This is a genomic window from Micromonospora sp. NPDC023633 (assembly GCF_040640035.1).
Taxonomy (GTDB): Bacteria; Actinomycetota; Actinomycetes; order Mycobacteriales; family Micromonosporaceae; genus Micromonospora.
The window spans coordinates 38409-55001 of record NZ_JBFABB010000018.1 but is presented as its reverse complement, the minus strand read 5'-3'; the positions used below and the strand labels follow the sequence as shown (position 1 = coordinate 55001).

Sequence of the window (16593 nt, the reverse complement as noted above, 5' to 3'; positions counted from 1 at the left end):
AGGGAGAAGCAGATGGCGGGTCGACTCGCGGTCGTCGGGGCCGGGCTGATGGGCTCGGGCATCGCCCAGGTGGCGGCGCAGGCGGGCTGGCAGGTGACGCTGCGGGACCTGGACGACGCGGCCACCGGGCGGGGCATGGACGGCATCCGGAAGTCGCTGACCAGGTTCGCCGAGAAGGGCAAGATCGAGGCGTCCGAGGTCGAGGCCACGCTGGGTCGGATCACCCCGACCACCGACCTGGAGGCGGCGGCCGACGCGGACATCGTGGTCGAGGCGGTCTTCGAGCGGCTGGAGATCAAGCACGAGGTCTTCCGCGCGCTGGACAAGATCTGCAAGGCCGACGCGGTGCTCGCGACCAACACCTCGGCCATCCCGGTGACGCAGATCGCCGCGGTGACGGAGCGGCCGGAGGCGGTCGTCGGCACCCACTTCTTCTCGCCGGTGCCGATGATGAAGCTCTGCGAGCTGGTGCGCGGCTACAAGACCAGCGACGAGACCCTGGCCACGGCGAAGTCGTTCGCCGAGGAGATCGGCAAGACCGTCGTGGTGGTCAACCGGGACATCGCGGGCTTCGTCACCACCCGGCTGATCGCGGCCCTGGTCGTCGAGGCGGTCAAGCTCGTCGAGTCGGGCGTGGTGTCGGCCGAGGACCTGGACACCGCCTGCCGGCTCGGCTTCGGTCACGCCATGGGCCCGCTGGCCACCACGGACCTGACCGGCGTGGACGTGCTGCTGCACGCCTCGAAGAACATCTACACCGACACGGCGGACGAGAAGTTCTTCCCGCCGGAGCTGCTCCAGCGCATGGTCACCGCGGGCGACCTGGGCCGCAAGAGCGGCAAGGGCTTCTACACGTACTGACGGGGCGGCCGGGGGCGCGACGTCCCGGCCGCTCAACGGACCGCCTCCGCCGGCGCGGGGGCGGTCCGCCTCAGCCCGGCGGTGAGCACGAGCGTGGCCGCCAACGACGCCGCGGCGAGCAGCGCGACGGCCCAGCTCGCCGGGACCAGGTCCGCGACCGTGCCGGCGAGCACGGCACACAGCGCCTGCGTGGTCAGCATCCCGTTGTGGTGCAGGCCGAGCACCTGGCCCCGGATCTCGGCGGGCGAGTGGACGATCAGCCGCTCCTGCAGCGGCAGCCCGGCGGCGAAACCCGCCGAGGCGACGATCGCGACGACCAGCCCGAACCCGGCGATCTGCATCGCCCCGACGCTCGTGTTCATGGTGGACCGGCCCAGCACGTAGGCGTCGGCCGGCAGGATGTCGGTGAGCAGTGCCCACCGGGCGCCGGCGGTGATCGAGCCGACGTACGCGCCGGCGAAGATGACCGCGAACCGGGCCCAGAGCGGCAGGCCGGGCACGGCCTGCAGCGCCGCTCCGGCGGCGACCAGCACGGCGGCGAGGGTCAGCGCCCGGCGGGGCGGCACGCTGTCTGCGGCCGACAGCAACGTCAGGCTGCCGAGCACACCGGCGAGCGGTGCGCCGAACATGCTCAGCGCGGTGAGCAGCGCCGAGCCGCTCGACGCGTAGGTCAGCGCGCCCAGCGCCAGCGCCGAGGTCGTGTGCGCCGCGATGCCCGCGCAGTTGGCCAGGAACAGGTTGCGGAACTCCCGGACCGCGAACAGATCTGCGTACGTTCTCACGGGGCACATCGTTCGGGGCGCCGGGTGGATCTCGTAGAGTTACGTCTGGAGGCGAAACGTGGGCGTCTGGCAGGTGCCGTCGGACCTCCTCGCGCGGAGCCGATTCACGGTCTCGCCGATGGTCGACACGATCGCCGCGCTGCGCGCGCTGCACGACCCGCGTACCCCGTGGCAGCGGGCCTGGCGAGGCCGGCACGTCGAGGCGTTCCGGCGGATGCTGGTTGGTCGGCCGGTGGTGGCCGGGGTGTTCGCCGACCTCAACCGCAACGTGCGCTGGCTGGGCGACGGCCGTCTCCAGGTCAACGACTACCCGGAGCCGCCGCTGTCGCTGGACGAGGCCGAGCGGCTGGTCTTCCTCCCGGCGCACTGCCGTCGCGGCTGGGTGGTCTGGGACAAGCCGACCCGGTTCGGGATCGTGTATCCGGTGCGCGGGATCCTGGTCGATCCCACCTCACCGGCACCCGACGGGCTCGCCCGGCTGATCGGCGCGAACCGGGCCAACATCCTGGCCAGGCTGGACACGCCGCTGAGCACCTCGCAGCTCGTGGCGGTGACCGGGCTGTCCCTCGGGACGGTGAGCGACCACCTGCGGGTGCTGCTGGACGCGGGCGCCGTCGGCAAGCGGCGGTCCGGGCGCGAGGTGCTCTACTGGCGTACGCCGCTCGGCGACGCGCTCGCCGCCGGCCGGTGAGCGAGGTCGCCCGGCCGCCGGCGGTGCGGACCGCCCGTCCGGGTCAGCCGTCGCGCTTGGTCGTCCAGCGGAACGTGGTCAGGCAGAGCACCAGGCCGATCACGCACCACGCGAGGAGCACCAGGGCGACCCGGTCCAGCTCGAACGAGCCGCCCGGCTCACGGGCGCCGAAGCTCTCCGGCAGGAAGACCGAGCGCAGGCCCTGGCACATCCACTTCAGCGGGAAGAGCGCCGCCACCTGCTGCATCCACGCGGGCAGCTCGGTGAAGACGAAGAACACCCCGGAGATGAACTGGAGCACCAGCGCGACCGGGGTGACCACCGCCGAGCCGCTGCGGGCGGTGCGGGCCAGCGACGAGATGGCGATGCCGCAGAGCGTGCAGGCGGTGACGCCGAGCACCGACACCCAGCCGAAGGTCAGCCACCTGGCGGCGGTGCCGGGCAGCTCCAGGTCGAACAGCGCGACCGAGACGGCGAGCAGCAGCGCGGTCTCGGCGATGCCGATAACCACCACCATGATCACCTTGCCGGCGAACCAGACCCACTTCGGCATCGGCGTGCCCCGGTAGCGCTTGAGCACGCCGCGGTCCCGCTCGATCGGGATCCAGATGCCGAGGTTCTGGAAGCTGACCGTCATCAGGCCGGTGGCGATCATGCCGGTGATGAAGTACTGGGTGTACTTGACGCCGGGCGCGATCTCGTCGCTGAAGATCGCCGCGAAGATCAGGATCATGATCACCGGGAAGCCCATCGTGAAGACGACGGACTCCCGGCTGCGCAGGAACTGGGTGATCTCCAGCCGGCTCTGGCGCAGGCCGAGGGCGACCGGACCGGGCCGCCGGGCCGGAGCCGTGGTGGCCGGCGCGGCCGGCCTCGTCGTGGTGGTCATCGGTGTCCGATCATCGTCAGGTAGATGTCCTCCAGGGTCGGCCGGGTCACCGTCAGGCCCGGGACCTCGCCGCCGAAGCGCGCGGCCAGCTCGGCCACCAGCGCCGTCGGCGTTGCGCTCTGCGCCGTCTCCAGCGACCCCTCCGGCGTACGCCAGGAGATTGTCGCGAGGGCCTCCCGCCGGTTGCCCAGCCGGTCGGGCGGGGCCACCTCGATGACCCGGCCGCCCGCGATCACGCCGACCCGGTCGGCGAGGGACTCGGCCTCGTCGAGGTAGTGGGTGGTGAGCACGATGGTGGTGCCGGCGGCGGCCAGGTCCCGGATCAGCTCCCAGAACTCCCGGCGCGCCTCCGGGTCGAAGCCGGTGGTCGGCTCGTCCAGGAAGAGCAGCTCGGGGCGGCCGATGATGCCGAGCGCCACGTCGAGCCGGCGCTTCTGCCCGCCGGAGAGGGTGTGCGTGCGGGCCTTCGCCTTGCCGGCCAGCCCGACCCGCTCGATGACCTTGTCGGGGTCGTCCGCGTCGGCGTAGAAACCGGAGAAGTGGCGCACCACCTCGGCGACCGTCAGCTCGTCGAACTCGCCGGTGCCCTGGAGCACGATGCCCACCCGCGACCGCCAGTCGGCGGCCGGCCTTGCCGGGTCGCTGCCGAGGACGTCGACGTCGCCGGCGTCGCGCCGCCGGTAGCCCTCCAGGATCTCCACGGTGGTGGTCTTGCCGGCGCCGTTGGGGCCGAGGAGGGCGAAGACCTCGCCGCGGTGGACGTCGAGGTCCACGCCCGCCACGGCGACGTTGTCGCCGTACGCCTTGCGCAGCCCCCGGACGGAGATCGCCAGCTCGTCATGCATGCGTCAAGTGTGCGACCTGGCCGCCGCGGTGGGCCGGCCGGGGTGTGGTGGTCGCGCCCATGTCGGGTGCTTCGCACCCGGGTTTCCGCTCCATGGATCTGTGTGGTTTTCCACAGCTCTGGTGACTGAACGGTAACTTAGACTCCCGCCATGGACGAGAAGGCTCTCCCCGGCCGGCTGCCCGAGCGCGACCGCCCCTGGGTGATGCGCACGTACGCCGGGCACAGCTCGGCCGCCGCGACGAACGCGCTCTTCCGCCGCAACCTGGCGAAGGGGCAGACCGGGCTCTCGGTCGCCTTCGATCTGCCGACGCAGACCGGCTACGACCCCGACCACGAACTCGCCGCCGGCGAGGTGGGCCGGGTGGGTGTCCCGGTGGCGCACCTCGGCGACATGCGGGCCCTCTTCGACGGCATCCCGCTGGGCGACATGAACACGTCCATGACCATCAACGCGCCGGCGATGTGGCTGCTCGCCCTCTACGGCACGGTCGGCGAGGAGCAGGGCGCGCAGCTGTCCCGCTGCGCCGGCACCACGCAGAACGACATCATCAAGGAGTACCTCTCCCGGGGCACCCACATCTTCCCGCCGGCGGCGTCGCTGCGGCTGACCGCCGACGTCGTCGCGTACGCGCTGCGCGAGATGCCGCGCTGGAACCCGGTGAACATCTGCTCGTACCACCTCCAGGAGGCCGGCGCGACCCCGGTGCAGGAGGTCGGCTTCGCGCTCTCCACCGCCGTCGCGGTGCTCGACGCGGTCCGTGACTCGGGGCAGGTGCCCGCCGAGCGGATGGGCGACGTCGTGCAGCGGATCTCCTTCTTCGTCAACGCCGGGGTGCGCTTCGTCGAGGAGATCGCCAAGATGCGGGCCTTCGGCGCGCTCTGGGACGAGATCACCCGCGAGCGCTACGGGGTGGAGGACCCGAAGCAGCGGCGGTTCCGCTACGGCGTGCAGGTCAACTCGCTGGGCCTGACGGAGGCGCAGCCGGAGAACAACATCCAGCGCATCGTGCTGGAGATGCTCGGCGTGACCCTGTCCCGGGACGCCCGGGCCCGCGCCGTCCAGCTGCCCGCCTGGAACGAGGCGCTCGGCCTGCCCCGGCCGTGGGACCAGCAGTGGTCGCTGCGGATGCAGCAGGTGCTCGCGTACGAGTCGGACCTGCTGGAGTACCCGGACCTCTTCTCCGGCTCGCACGTGATGACCGCGCTGGTCGACGAGATCGTCACCGGGGCCCGGGTCGAGCTGGGGAAGGTGCTGGAGATGGGCGGCGTGGTCGCCGCCGTGGAGACCGGCTACCTCAAGAGTGCGCTGGTCGCCTCGCTGGCCGAGCGGCGCCGCCGGATGGAGTCCGGCGCCGACGTGGTGGTCGGCGTCAACCGGTTCACCGAGACCGAGCCGTCGCCACTGACGGCCGCCGGCGCCGAGTCCGTCGAGCAGGTCGACCCGGCCGTCGAGGCGGCGGCCACGGCCTCCGTACGGCGCTGGCGGGCCGGTCGGGACGACGCGGCGGTCGACGCGGCGCTGGCCCGGCTGCGCGCGGACGCCGCGACCACGACGAACCTGATGCCGGCGACGCTGGAGTGCGTGCGGGCCGGGGTGACCACCGGCGAGTGGGCCGGCGCGCTGCGCCAGGTCTTCGGCGAGTACCGCGCGCCCACCGGCCTGGCCGGCGCCGCCGGGGCCGGGGGCGACGCCACCCTGGCCGCAGTCCGGAAGCGGGTCGCCGTCACCGCCCGCGAGCTGGGCAGCGGCCGGCTGCGGCTGCTCGTCGGCAAGCCCGGCCTCGACGGGCACTCCAACGGCGCGGAGCAGATCGCGGTACGCGCCCGTGACGCCGGCTTCGAGGTGGTCTACCAGGGCATCCGGCTGACCGCCGGGCAGATCGTCGCCGCCGCCGTGGAGGAGGACGTGGACCTGGTCGGCCTCTCGGTGCTCTCCGGCTCCCACCTGGCCGCGGTGCCGGCGGTGCTGGCCGGCCTGCGCGCCGCCGGCCGGGCGGACCTGCCGGTGGTGGTCGGCGGGATCATCCCCGCAGGCGACGCCGAGCAGCTGCGCGCCGCCGGGGTGGCCCGGGTCTTCACGCCGAAGGACTTCGCCCTGACCGGGATCATCGACGAGCTGGTCACCGTGGTCCGGGAGGCCAACGGCCTGCGATGAGAGGACGGACCCTCGTCGACGAGGGGCCCTTCCTCTCGGTTCCGACCTCGGTCGGGGCGCTCCGGCGTCGGCGCGCCCCGGGCGCCGTCAGCGCTCGTCGTAGGTCATGCAGTCGGCCATGTCGTTGTCCGGGCCGACCCTGATCCCCGGCGCGTGGCACTCCAGCTGCTCGTTGTGCCGGCAGTCCGCGCGCTGGCAGGCGCCGACCTGCGCGGTCATGCCGTCCACCCCGCCACGGATCGCCGGCATCTCGACGAAGGTGTGGCAGTGCGCGTGGTCCGGGCTGCCGATGGTGATGGCGAAGGCGTGGCAGTCGCCGGTGTCGTTGTACGAGCAGGCCGCGACCACACACTCCTCGACGCGGGGCATCTCCACTGCTGCGGTCATGGGGACCTCCTCTAGAGTCTTGCCCAATTTTAGGCTTTTGTGACTATCCCCGAGGCGGGTTCAGTCCAGCCCAAGCACCTCCGAGAGCGGGGCCGGCTCAAGGCCGCGCTCGGCCAGCCCGGCGAGGATGTGCGGCAGCGCCTCGTCCGTCATCGGCGCGTTCGCCTCCGTCACGTGCAGGACGATCACCGAGCCGGGACGCACCCCCGCCAGCGAGGCGCGGACCACCGGCCGCCAGGACTTCGCGAACGGGTCGCCGCTGACCACGTCGCCGTCCACCACGGTCACCCCCAGCGGGGCCAGCGCGGCCAGGGCCTTGCGGTCGTGGCACAACCCCGGAAAGCGGAAGTACCGGGTCTGCCGCCCCCCGTACGGGGCCACCACGTCGAACGTCCGGGCCACGTCGGAGGTCATCTGCTGTTCCGCGATGCGGGGCAGGCCGTAGCAGTCCGGGGTGAAGGCCAGGTGCCCGTACGTGTGGTTGGCCAGCTCGAAGCGCGGGTTCCCGGCGAGTCGGCGGGTCACGTCCGGATACTGCTCCACCCACTTGCCGGTGAGGAAGAAGGTGGCCGGGACCCGCTCCCGTTCCAGTAGGTCGATGATCTTCAGGTTCGCGTACGACCGCACCGCGCCGCTGCGCAGTTGGTACCGCATCGCGTCCGTCATGTCGGCGTCGAAGGTGAGCGCCACCTTGTTCCCCGTACGCGGACCGTGGTCGACCACGGGTGGCCTGGTCCCGGGCGGGGTCGCGCCGGGGACCGTCGCCGGGGGCGCGGCGGGGGCCGTCGCCTCCGTCGCCTCCGGGGCGGTCGACGCCGGCGCCGAGTCCTCCGGTGCTGTCGGGGTCTGCGGGGCCCGGCCCGCTTCCGCGATGCGGACGATGCCGGCGTTGGCCGGCGTGCGCGGCGGGGTCGGGGCGGCGAGGAGGGCCGCGGCGGCGACCACGGCGGTGAGGGTCGCGACGAGCGGAATGCGGGGGATCTTCACGTGCACCGGGAGATGATGTCAGCGCCTGGCGGTTTCGGTGTGCCCGCTGGTGGGTTGCACGGTCGTCGTGGTGGTCGGTTGGCGTCGGCTCGGTTGCGTGGGTGTGCGGTCATGGTGGGCGAGGGTTCACGAGCGCGTCCCATGATCCGTTGACGTCGGCCCGGGCGCAGGGCAGCGAGGAGCCCGGCGGAGCGTCAACCGATCATGAGTGCCGCTCGGCGGCACCGGTGGCTCCTGGTACGAAACCGCCCCGTCACGGGCCCTTTCGTACCAAGATCCCGACCGTCCAGCCGGCGAGCCGTCTGGTGTCCGGTTGCGTCATGGGTGTCGGGTGCGGCATCGCCGGGCGGCGGGCGTCATGGGATCCCCGATCGGGGGCGGGTGTCCGGTTCGGGGGTGTGGCCGGGGGCATCGTGGGGGCGGAATCGTGGCCGGGGCGGGGTCGTTACACCCTGCGTACGACCGAGCAGGACCGCGCCGCCGCACGGATGGTGGGGCCCGGAATGATGGCGGGCCGGCGGTCGTTACACATGGTCCGGCCGACGTGAGGGCATCCCCCGCCCCGCGAGCAGCCCGGATCCTCCCGGCCGACACGGCCAATCTGATCCCCCCGGCCGACACGGCCGAGCTGTCTTTCCTTCGGCGAGACGCCGGAGAACTCCCCTGAGCTTGTTGAGCGCCGGACGGTGCTTGCACCCGCACAGCCGAATCCCCCTTCGCTGTGGGTGCCGACCCCCCCCGAATGGAGCCTCTGTGATGAACACGATTCTGCGTAAGAGCGTTCTTGGTGTTGCTGGTCTGGCGTTTGCCGGTGGTGTGTTCGCCGGTCCCGCGACCGCCCACGCGACCCCGTCGGTGGAGTCGATGCCGGTGGCGGTGGCGGTGCAGGCCGACAAGCCGGACATGGGCACGCTGGTGCCGCATGGTGTGCAGGGTGCGCAGTCGCGTATCGAGCTGTCCGACGAGCAGGTCGGCAACGTCAAGGCGATCATCGCGGCGACGAAGAAGGCCGGCATGGACGAGCGGGCCGCCGTGGTGTCGATCGCGACCGCGTTGCAGGAGTCGAAGTTGGAGAACCTGGGTCACCTGGGTGAGCGCAACGACCACGACTCGCAGGGCCTGTTCCAGCAGCGTCCGACCTCGGGTTGGGGCACCGTCGAGCAGATCACCGACCCCGAGTACTCGACCACGGCGTTCCTCAAGGCCCTCAAGCAGGTCGACGGGTGGCAGGACATGCCGCTGACCGAGGCCGCCCAGACCGTGCAGGTGTCGGCATACCCCGACCACTACGCCCAGTGGGAGCAGCAGGCCGCCGACCTCGTCGCCGAACACTGGAACAGCTGACCCAGCAGGGAAATGACGCCGCTGGCCGGCACCCCACCCGGGGTGCCGGCCAGACGCATGTCCGGTGCGGTCAGTCAGACGCGGAAGCCGGCGGCCCGCGCCGCCTCACGCTCCCGGCGGCGGTCGGAGCGGCGGCGCCGGAACCAGAAGAAGAAGACGACCAGCCCGAGCAGGAACGCCAGCACCAGCACCGGCAGGATGATCGCCACCACCGACATGACGACGCTGGTGGCGTCCTCGGCGGTGCTGGCCACCGGCGCGCCGACGCCGGCCGTGGTCGCGTTGATGACCGGTCGGGCGGCGGACTTCAGCAGGTGCACGCCGAGGGCGATCAGCACCCCGGTCACCACCGGGACCCACTGGCTGGACGAGAAGAAGCTGCCCGGGTCGCTCACCGTCACCGTCTCCGACGACGAGCCCGCCCCGAACGCCAGGCCGCCGGCGGTCGGGCGGACCACGGTCTGCACGACGTCGTTGACGTGGTCGACCACCGGGACCTTGTCGGCGACCACCTCGATGACCAGCAGCACCGCCAGGATCGCGATCACCCAGCCGTTGCTCAGCCACTGCCATCCGCCGGGCAGGTCGATCAGGGTGGTGTAGCGGGCCAGGAGGCCCATGGTGAGCAGGGGGATGTATGCGTTCAGCCCCGCCGAGGCGGCGAGACCTGTACCGGTGAGAACTTCGAGCACCGTCTCAGCATCGCACCGGCACGCCAGTGCCGCTCGGTGGCGCGGGCCGGGGTCTCGGCTACCCTCGTCGGGTGCGGTTGGTCATTGCGAAGTGCTCGGTGGACTACGTCGGACGGCTCTCGGCCCACCTGCCGCCGGCCACCCGGTTGCTCATGGTGAAGGCGGACGGGTCGGTGTCGATCCACGCCGACGACCGGGCGTACAAGCCGTTGAACTGGATGAGCCCGCCCTGCCGGTTGGAGGAGGCCCCCGGCGTCTGGCGGGTCGTCAACAAGGCGGGCGAGGAGCTGCGGATCACCCTGGAGGAGATCTTCCAGGACACCTCGTACGAGCTGGGGGTCGATCCGGGCCTGCGCAAGGACGGCGTGGAGGCGCACCTCCAGGAGCTGCTGGCGGCCAACCCGGAGACCCTCGGTGAGGGGTTCACGCTGATCCGCCGGGAGTACATGACGGCCATCGGCCCGGTCGACCTGCTCTGCCGCGACGCCGCGTCCGGCACCGTCGCCGTCGAGGTGAAGCGCCGGGGCGAGATCGACGGCGTGGAGCAGCTGACCCGGTACCTGGAACTGCTCAACCGCGACCCGCTGCTCGCCCCGGTCGCCGGGGTCTTCGCCGCGCAGGAGATCAAGCCGCAGGCCCGGGTGCTCGCCACGGACCGGGGCATCCGCTGCGTGGTCGTGAACTACGACAAGCTGCGCGGCATCGAGCGCGACGAGCTCACCCTGTTCTGACGGTCCGCCCGCCCGGGGGCTGTCGGGCGGGGGCGACTCCGAAGCCGCCGCCGGGGCGTCATCGGGGCGGGGACGGGGGCCCGTCCGCGCGGACGGCGATCAGCGACTTGGGCAGGCCGGCCAACCGCTCGACGAGGATCCGCGAGCCGGGGAAGTAGTGCCGCATCTGGGAGCGGTCGAGCAGCTCCGTCCAGAGCACCTGGTGGATGGCGGCCTCGTGGGTGCTGGTCGGCTTGTGTCCGAGCGGCCAGCGGCGGGCGAGCGCGGTGCGCAGCCGCACGGGGAGGAACTGCATCCCCGGCGCGATCCAGTGCGGCTCGATGGGGAAGTAGCGGTAGGGCGTCTGCACCCAGTGCCGGTCGCCGAGACCGCGCACGGCGTCGGCGAAGCGCAGCCGCCGCTCGTGCCCGCCGACGTGCTCCAGCACGGAGTTGGAGAAGACCAGGTCGTAGCGGCGCGAGGTGATCCGGGCCGGCAGGTCGCAGGCGTCGGCCCGGTCGACCTCCGCCCACTCCGGGACGTCCGCGGGCGGCCGCTCCAGGTTGACCACGTGCACGTGCGCCGGCCGCACGTCGGCGCGGGTCCAGGTGCCGAGCCGGCCGCCCAGGTCGATGACGTGCATCTTCTCCAGGTCAGGGAAGGTCTGGGCCAGCCAGTCGGCGCGGCGACGCCGCTGCCGGGCACTCCACGACCGGTCACTGTCGACGAGGTGGAAGCGCAATCGATGGGGGCGCATTTAACGCAATGTACCGCTCCCATCACGTTGGACACACGCGAGGATGTTCATGATCGGTTATCCGACAGTCACCGGCCGTACATGACCTTGATGGCCTTCACGAGCCGGGCGACGTCGGCCGGGGTCCGATCGAAGGTCGTCGAGGGCAGCAGCGACCGGGCCCGTCGCCGGGTGATGGCCTTGGCGCGGCTGAACTCGCGCAGCCCGTCCTCGCCGTGGATGCGCCCGAAGCCGGAGTCGCCGACGCCGCCGAACGGCAGCGTGGACATCCCGGCGAAGGTCAGCGCCGAGTTCACCGACGCCATGCCCGAGCGCAGCCGCCGGGCGATCGCCACCGCGTGCCGCCGGCCGAAGACCGAGCCCCCCAGGCCGTACGACAGGGCGTTGGCGCGGGCGACGGCCTCGTCGGCGTCGCGGACCCGGTTGATGGTCAGGGTCGGACCGAACGTCTCCTCGCGTACGGCGGCGGAGTCCTCCGGGACGTCCACCAGCACGGTCGGCCGCACGTACGGCGGCTGCACCGCGTCGGCGCCACCGAGCACCGCCCGGCCGCCCCGGGACAGCGCGTCGTCGATGTGCCGGCGGATCACGTCGATCTGGCTCGGCATGGTGATCGGCCCGATGTCCGCGTCGTCCGGGCCGACGGTCAACCGGCCGGCCCGTTCGACCACCTTGCCGACGAAGGCGTCGAAGACCGGCTCGACCGCGTAGACGCGCTCGATGCCGATGCAGGTCTGGCCGGCGTTGGTCAGCGCGCCCCAGACGCACGCCTCGGCGGCGGCGTCCAGGTCGGCGTCGGCGTCGACGATCATCGCGTCCTTGCCGCCCGCCTCCAGCAGCACCGGCGTCAGCGACTCGGCGCAGGCTGCCATCACCTTCCGGGCGGTGGCCGACGAGCCGGTGAAGGCCACCTTGTCCACTCCGGAGCGGCAGAGCGCCGCCCCGACGTCGCCGAGCCCGTGCACGGCGGTGAACACCGGCCGCTCCGGCACCACCTCGGCGAACGTGTCGACCAGCCACTGCCCGACGGCGGGGGTGTACTCGCTGGGCTTCAGCACCACCGCGTTCCCCGCCGCCAGCGCGTACGCGGCGGAGCCGATCGGGGTGAAGACGGGGTAGTTCCACGGGCCGATCACGCCGACGACGCCGTACGGCTGGTATTCGAGGTGGGCGGAGAACTCGGCCAGGACGAGCCGCGAGCGGACCCGGCGGGGGCCCAGCACCCGGTGGGCGTTGCGGGCCGCCCAGTCGACGTGCTCGACGGCGGAGGCGACCTCGACGACGGCGTCGGCGACCGGCTTGCCGCCCTCGGCGTGCATCAGCTCGGCGATCTCCTCGATCCGCCGGGCGAGGAGGCCGCGCCAGCGCAGCAGCCGCGCCCGGCGCCCGTCGAAGCCGAGCCCGGCCCACCACTCGCCGGCCGCGCGGGCCCGGTCGACGGCCCGTCCGACGTCCTCGGCGGTGGCGACCGGCAGGCGTCCGGCCTCCGCCCCGGTGGCCGGGCTCGTCGAGATCAGCCGACCGTCCTCGATCACGGGGGTACCCGGGGCATGCACAGCCGTCATGACGGAAGTCTAGACCCGGGGATTACTCGCCGGTAGGGCTGCGGCGGCCGGTCCCGTCCGCCGGACCGGCCGCGCGACGCCGGGACGGGGTGGACGCCCGTCGCCCGGACTTGTGATGATTCTTCGGCCGATGCGCGCCGAACCGCCGAACGCGAGGTGTCCGGCCGGGGGCGCGGAGGTGACCACGCGGCGGTGGAGGGCGACTACCGTGTGATGGCAGGCTGACGCGCGGGGTGACCGTGCGGGGTGGAGGCTGATCTTCCGTGGAGGAACATCCGGAACTGAGACCGTTGTTGACGGTGGCCGGTGGGGCGATGCGGGGGCTGAGCTTCCGGGTGGGCCCGCAGCGGCAGGTCATCGGCCGGGCGCCGACCGCCGACATCGTCGTGCACGACGCCCACCTGAGCCGCCGGCACGCCGAGGTCTGGCTGACGGGCGAGGGGGCGGCCCTGGCGGATCTCGGCTCGACCAACGGCACCTGGCTGAACGACCGGCGGATCACCGGCGTGGAGCGGCTGGCCGACGGGGACGTGATCCGGCTCGGCCGCACCGAGCTGCGCGTCTTCGACCCGGGCGTGGCGCGGACCGACCCGGTGGGGTTCAGCTTCGGCGGGCCGCGCCGGGACCGCCGGCCGACCCTGCCGTTGCCGATCGCGTCCCCGGCCGCACCGGTGCCGCCGGTGGCGGTTGCGGCGGTGCTGTCCGCCCCGTCCTGACCGGGGCCGACGGCGGATGTCGGCGCACACCTCCCGGTGGTGGAAGGTGGCGGGCCGGCCCATGGACGCGTCCGGCGCGGCCGTGGCAGCATCCGCCGGATGGAGACCGGACAGCGGCTGGTGTCGGCGAACGGAATCACCCAGGCGGTACGGGTGGCCGGGCCGTCGGACGGCGTTCCCGTACTGCTCGTCCACGGCAACTGCTCGTCGGCGGCCTTCTGGGAGCCGTTGGTGCGGCGGCTGCCGGCCACCCTCCGCGTGGTCGCGCCCGACCTGCGCGGCTACGGGCTGACCGACACCGCCCCGGTCGACGCGACCCGGGGGCTGGGTGACTTCGCCGACGACGTCGCCGCGCTGCTCGACGAGCCGTCCCTCTTCGCGCCCGGCGTCCGGCCGGTGGTGGTCGGCCACTCGCTCGGCGGCGGGGTGGCCATGCGACTGCTCGTCGACCATCCCGACCGGGTGGGCGCGCTGCTGCTCGCCGCGCCGGTCTCGCCATACGGCTACGGCGGCACCCGGGACCTGACGGGGACGCCGACCACCCCCGACTTCGCCGGCACCGGCGGCGGCACCGCCAACCGGGACTTCGTCAAGCGGCTGGCCGCGGGCGACCGGGGCATGGACAGCCAGACCAGCCCGCGCGCCGTGCTGCGGGCCACCTACGTGGCGGACCCGGCCTCGCTCGGCGACGACGAGGAACTGCTGCTGGACAGCCTCCTCTCCACCGCGACCGGCGACGACAACTACCCCGGTACGGCGGTGGCCTCGGCGAACTGGCCCGGCACCGCACCGGGACGGCGTGGCGTGCTCAACGCCCTCTCCCCGGCGTACTTCCGGGTCGCCGACGAACTGGTCGCCGTGACCGGCAAGCGGCCCGTCACCTGGATCCACGGCGACGCCGACGTGATCGTCTCGGACACCGCGATGATGGACCTGGCCCACCTGGGCTCGCTGGGCGTGCTGCCCGGCTGGCCGGGGGCGGCGGCCTGCCCGGCGCAGCCGATGGTGGGGCAGACCCGGGCGGTGCTGGAGCGGTACGCGGCGGCCGGCGGGACGTACCGCGAGGTGCTGCTGCCCGGCTGCGGACACAGCCCGCACCTGGAGCGGCCGGCCGAGTTCGTCGCCGAGCTGCTGAGGCTGACCGACGAGGCCGGCTGATCGCGACGGGTGACGGGCGGTCGGACGCCGGCCCACCGGCGGGACCGGGCCGGCCGACCGGGCCTAACGACCGGCCCCGCAGCCGTCCGCCCGGCACCCGCCCGGACGGTCGCGCAGCCCCGCTGGGCTCGTGAATTTTCCCACGGCGCCTCGACAACTCAGCGTCACGTGGCAGACTCGCGCGCATAACCTTAATGGTCGTTCACTCGGCCGTGCGGAGTTTTGAGGAGGCTGGTCGTGGCGCGCGATTTCACCAGCGTGGGCGTTGTGGGTCTGGGCACCATGGGTGCCGGCATCGTCGAGGTATTCGCGCGTAACGGGGTCGACGTCGTCGCGGTGGAGGTCTCCGAGGACGCGCTGGAACGCGGCCGGGCCATCCTCACCGGGTCGACGGACCGGGCCGTGGCCAAGGGCAAGCTCGCCGAGGCCGACCGGGACGCGCTGCTGAGCCGCGTGCGGTTCGCCGTCGGCCTGGACGCGCTGCACTCGGTGGACCTGGTCATCGAGGCGGTGCCCGAGCACCTGGACCTGAAGCAGCGGATCTTCGCCGAGCTGGACCGGGTCTGCAAGCCCGGGGCGATCCTGGCCACCAACACCTCGTCGCTGAGCGTCACCGAGATCTCCGTCGCCACCAGCCGGCCCAACCAGGTGATCGGTATCCACTTCTTCAACCCGGCCCCGGTGATGAAGCTGGTCGAGGTGGTCCGGACGGTGGTCACCTCCACCGACGTGGTCGCCGACGTGGAGGCGCTCTGCAAGCGGCTCGGCAAGGTCGACGTCACCATCAGCGACCGGGCCGGCTTCATCGCCAACGCGCTGCTCTTCGGCTACCTCAACCACGCCGTCGGGATGTTCGAGTCGCACTACGCCACCCGCGAGGACATCGACGCGGCCATGAAGCTCGGCTGCGGCCTGCCGATGGGCCCGCTGGCGCTGATGGACCTGATCGGCCTGGACACCGCGTACGAGATCCTCGACACCATGTACCGGCGCGGCGGGCGGGACCGCCGGCACGCCCCGGTGCCGCTGATCAAGCAGATGGTCACCGCCGGGCTCCTCGGGCGCAAGTCCGGCCGGGGCTTCTACACCTACGAGCGGCCGGGCTCCCCGGTCGTCGTACCCGACGAGCAGACGCCGGTGGCGACGGAGGCCGCGCTCGCCGACGGCGACCGCGCCCTCGCGAAGGTCGGCGTCGTCGGCTCCGGGACGATGGCCACCGGCATCATCGAGGTCTTCGCGAAGGCCGGCTACGAGGTCGTCTCGGTGACCCGGGGCGCGGAGAAGTCCGCCAAGGTCTTCGAGGCGGTCAAGACCTCGCTCAACAAGGGCGTGGTGCGCGGCAAGCTCAGCGAGGCCGACCGGGACGCCGCGCTCGGCCGGATCAACTGGTCGGCCACCCTGGACCACCTCGCCGACGTCGACCTCGTCGTCGAGGCCGTGGTCGAGGAGCTGAGCGTCAAGAAGGCCCTCTTCGCCAGCCTCGACGAGATCTGCAAGCCGGGCGTCGTGTTCGCCACCACCACCTCCTCGCTGCCGGTGATCGACGTCGCGATGGCCACCCAGCGGCCCGCCGACGTGGTCGGGCTGCACTTCTTCAACCCGGCTCCGCTCATGCCGCTGGTCGAGATCGTGGAGACCATCCGCACCTCGGCGGAGACCACCGCCACCGCCCGCGCGGTCTGCGCCGCGCTGGGCAAGACGGGCGTGGTCTGCGGTGACCGGTCCGGCTTCATCGTCAACGCGCTGCTCTTCCCGTACCTCAACGACGCGGTGAAGATGCTGGAGGCGAGCTACTCCACCGCCGACGACATCGACCACGCGATGAAGCTGGGCTGCGGCTACCCGATGGGCCCGTTCGAGCTGCTCGACGTGGTCGGCCTGGACGTCTCGCTGGCCATCCAGCGGGAGCTCTACCTGGAGCTGCGCGAGCCGGGCTTCGCGCCCGCGCCGCTGCTGGAGCACCTGGTCACGGCCGGCTATCTGGGCCGCAAGAGCGGCCGCGGCTTCCGCGACCACACCCGTCGCTGAGCGGGTCAACACCGCGGGCCGGTG

The 16593-nt window shown here is 72.6% G+C and carries 16 protein-coding genes; 8 read left to right on the top strand and 8 right to left on the bottom strand.

Features of this window, described 5'->3' with window-relative positions:
• Window positions 1–12 precede the first annotated feature (12 nt).
• Window positions 13–861 carry a 3-hydroxyacyl-CoA dehydrogenase family protein gene (locus AB0G13_RS08400; RefSeq protein WP_357870771.1) on the top strand — a complete coding sequence of 283 codons (849 nt, stop codon included), beginning with the start codon at window positions 13–15 and terminating at the stop codon, window positions 859–861.
• Between the two features lie 32 nt (window positions 862–893).
• Here the strand turns inward: AB0G13_RS08400 and AB0G13_RS08395 are convergent, their stop codons facing one another.
• Window positions 894–1643: a hypothetical protein gene (locus AB0G13_RS08395; RefSeq protein ID WP_357870768.1), complete on the bottom strand. Its 750-nt coding sequence runs from the start codon at window positions 1641–1643 to the stop codon at window positions 894–896.
• A gap of 118 nt (window positions 1644–1761) precedes the next feature.
• Between AB0G13_RS08395 and AB0G13_RS08390 the strand changes: the two genes are divergently transcribed.
• Window positions 1762–2334: a helix-turn-helix domain-containing protein gene (locus tag AB0G13_RS08390; protein WP_357870765.1), complete on the top strand. Its 573-nt coding sequence runs from the start codon at window positions 1762–1764 to the stop codon at window positions 2332–2334.
• 43 nt (window positions 2335–2377) lie between these two features.
• Here AB0G13_RS08390 and AB0G13_RS08385 read toward each other — a convergent pair whose 3' ends face one another.
• Window positions 2378–3223 carry an ABC transporter permease gene (locus tag AB0G13_RS08385; protein WP_357870762.1) on the bottom strand — a complete coding sequence of 282 codons (846 nt, stop codon included), beginning with the start codon at window positions 3221–3223 and terminating at the stop codon, window positions 2378–2380.
• A complete protein-coding gene (locus AB0G13_RS08380; RefSeq protein ID WP_357870760.1) occupies window positions 3220–4068 on the bottom strand; it encodes an ABC transporter ATP-binding protein in 849 nt (282 codons plus the stop codon). The genes AB0G13_RS08385 and AB0G13_RS08380 overlap by 4 nt, the downstream gene beginning before the upstream one ends.
• 150 nt (window positions 4069–4218) lie before the next feature.
• Here AB0G13_RS08380 and AB0G13_RS08375 point away from each other — a divergent pair, with 150 nt between their 5' ends.
• Window positions 4219–6225, top strand: coding sequence for a protein meaA (locus AB0G13_RS08375; protein ID WP_357870757.1), 2007 nt, complete (start codon window positions 4219–4221; stop codon window positions 6223–6225).
• A gap of 87 nt (window positions 6226–6312) precedes the next feature.
• Here the strand turns inward: AB0G13_RS08375 and AB0G13_RS08370 are convergent, their stop codons facing one another.
• Window positions 6313–6612: a DUF1540 domain-containing protein gene (locus AB0G13_RS08370; protein ID WP_357870754.1), complete on the bottom strand. Its 300-nt coding sequence runs from the start codon at window positions 6610–6612 to the stop codon at window positions 6313–6315.
• Between the two features lie 60 nt (window positions 6613–6672).
• On the bottom strand, window positions 6673–7605 hold the full coding sequence (locus AB0G13_RS08365) for a polysaccharide deacetylase family protein (protein ID WP_357870752.1): 933 nt from the start codon (window positions 7603–7605) through the stop codon (window positions 6673–6675).
• Window positions 7606–8355: 750 nt separating this feature from the next.
• Here AB0G13_RS08365 and AB0G13_RS08360 point away from each other — a divergent pair.
• Window positions 8356–8943 (top strand): hypothetical protein, encoded by a 588-nt coding sequence (locus AB0G13_RS08360; protein WP_357870749.1) that lies wholly within the window; start codon window positions 8356–8358, stop codon window positions 8941–8943.
• Window positions 8944–9017: 74 nt separating this feature from the next.
• Here the strand turns inward: AB0G13_RS08360 and AB0G13_RS08355 are convergent, their stop codons facing one another.
• A complete protein-coding gene (locus tag AB0G13_RS08355; RefSeq protein ID WP_357870746.1) occupies window positions 9018–9635 on the bottom strand; it encodes a DUF4126 domain-containing protein in 618 nt (205 codons plus the stop codon).
• Window positions 9636–9706: 71 nt separating this feature from the next.
• Between AB0G13_RS08355 and nucS the strand changes: the two genes are divergently transcribed.
• Window positions 9707–10366, top strand: a complete 660-nt coding sequence (gene nucS / locus AB0G13_RS08350; RefSeq protein WP_121399575.1) for an endonuclease NucS — start codon at window positions 9707–9709, stop codon at window positions 10364–10366.
• Between the two features lie 58 nt (window positions 10367–10424).
• Here nucS and AB0G13_RS08345 read toward each other — a convergent pair whose 3' ends face one another.
• Both AB0G13_RS08345 and AB0G13_RS08340 read right to left on the bottom strand, forming a co-directional pair.
• Window positions 10425–11102 (bottom strand): class I SAM-dependent methyltransferase, encoded by a 678-nt coding sequence (locus AB0G13_RS08345; protein WP_357870742.1) that lies wholly within the window; start codon window positions 11100–11102, stop codon window positions 10425–10427.
• A 68-nt stretch (window positions 11103–11170) separates the two neighbouring features.
• Entirely contained in the window at window positions 11171–12667 is a 1497-nt protein-coding gene (locus tag AB0G13_RS08340; RefSeq protein ID WP_357870739.1) for an aldehyde dehydrogenase family protein, read from the bottom strand.
• Window positions 12668–12930: 263 nt separating this feature from the next.
• Between AB0G13_RS08340 and AB0G13_RS08335 the strand changes: the two genes are divergently transcribed.
• From AB0G13_RS08335 to AB0G13_RS08325, 3 genes are all read left to right on the top strand, one after another.
• A complete protein-coding gene (locus tag AB0G13_RS08335; protein WP_357870736.1) occupies window positions 12931–13383 on the top strand; it encodes an FHA domain-containing protein in 453 nt (150 codons plus the stop codon).
• Between the two features lie 99 nt (window positions 13384–13482).
• Window positions 13483–14541, top strand: coding sequence for an alpha/beta hydrolase (locus tag AB0G13_RS08330; protein ID WP_357870733.1), 1059 nt, complete (start codon window positions 13483–13485; stop codon window positions 14539–14541).
• Between the two features lie 237 nt (window positions 14542–14778).
• Window positions 14779–16569, top strand: coding sequence for a 3-hydroxybutyryl-CoA dehydrogenase (locus tag AB0G13_RS08325; protein WP_357870730.1), 1791 nt, complete (start codon window positions 14779–14781; stop codon window positions 16567–16569).
• The last annotated feature ends 24 nt before the right edge of the window (window positions 16570–16593 follow it).

Coding starts and splice junctions, on each gene's coding strand:
- AB0G13_RS08400 (WP_357870771.1), top strand. CDS start 13: ATGGCGGGTCGACTCGCGGTCGTCGGGGCCGGGCTGATGGGCTCGGGC.
- AB0G13_RS08390 (WP_357870765.1), top strand. CDS start 1,762: ATGGTCGACACGATCGCCGCGCTGCGCGCGCTGCACGACCCGCGTACC.
- AB0G13_RS08385 (WP_357870762.1), bottom strand. CDS start 3,223: ATGACCACCACGACGAGGCCGGCCGCGCCGGCCACCACGGCTCCGGCC.
- AB0G13_RS08380 (WP_357870760.1), bottom strand. CDS start 4,068: ATGCATGACGAGCTGGCGATCTCCGTCCGGGGGCTGCGCAAGGCGTAC.
- AB0G13_RS08375 (WP_357870757.1), top strand. CDS start 4,219: ATGGACGAGAAGGCTCTCCCCGGCCGGCTGCCCGAGCGCGACCGCCCC.
- AB0G13_RS08370 (WP_357870754.1), bottom strand. CDS start 6,612: ATGACCGCAGCAGTGGAGATGCCCCGCGTCGAGGAGTGTGTGGTCGCG.
- AB0G13_RS08360 (WP_357870749.1), top strand. CDS start 8,356: ATGAACACGATTCTGCGTAAGAGCGTTCTTGGTGTTGCTGGTCTGGCG.
- AB0G13_RS08345 (WP_357870742.1), bottom strand. CDS start 11,102: ATGCGCCCCCATCGATTGCGCTTCCACCTCGTCGACAGTGACCGGTCG.
- AB0G13_RS08340 (WP_357870739.1), bottom strand. CDS start 12,667: ATGACGGCTGTGCATGCCCCGGGTACCCCCGTGATCGAGGACGGTCGG.
- AB0G13_RS08330 (WP_357870733.1), top strand. CDS start 13,483: ATGGAGACCGGACAGCGGCTGGTGTCGGCGAACGGAATCACCCAGGCG.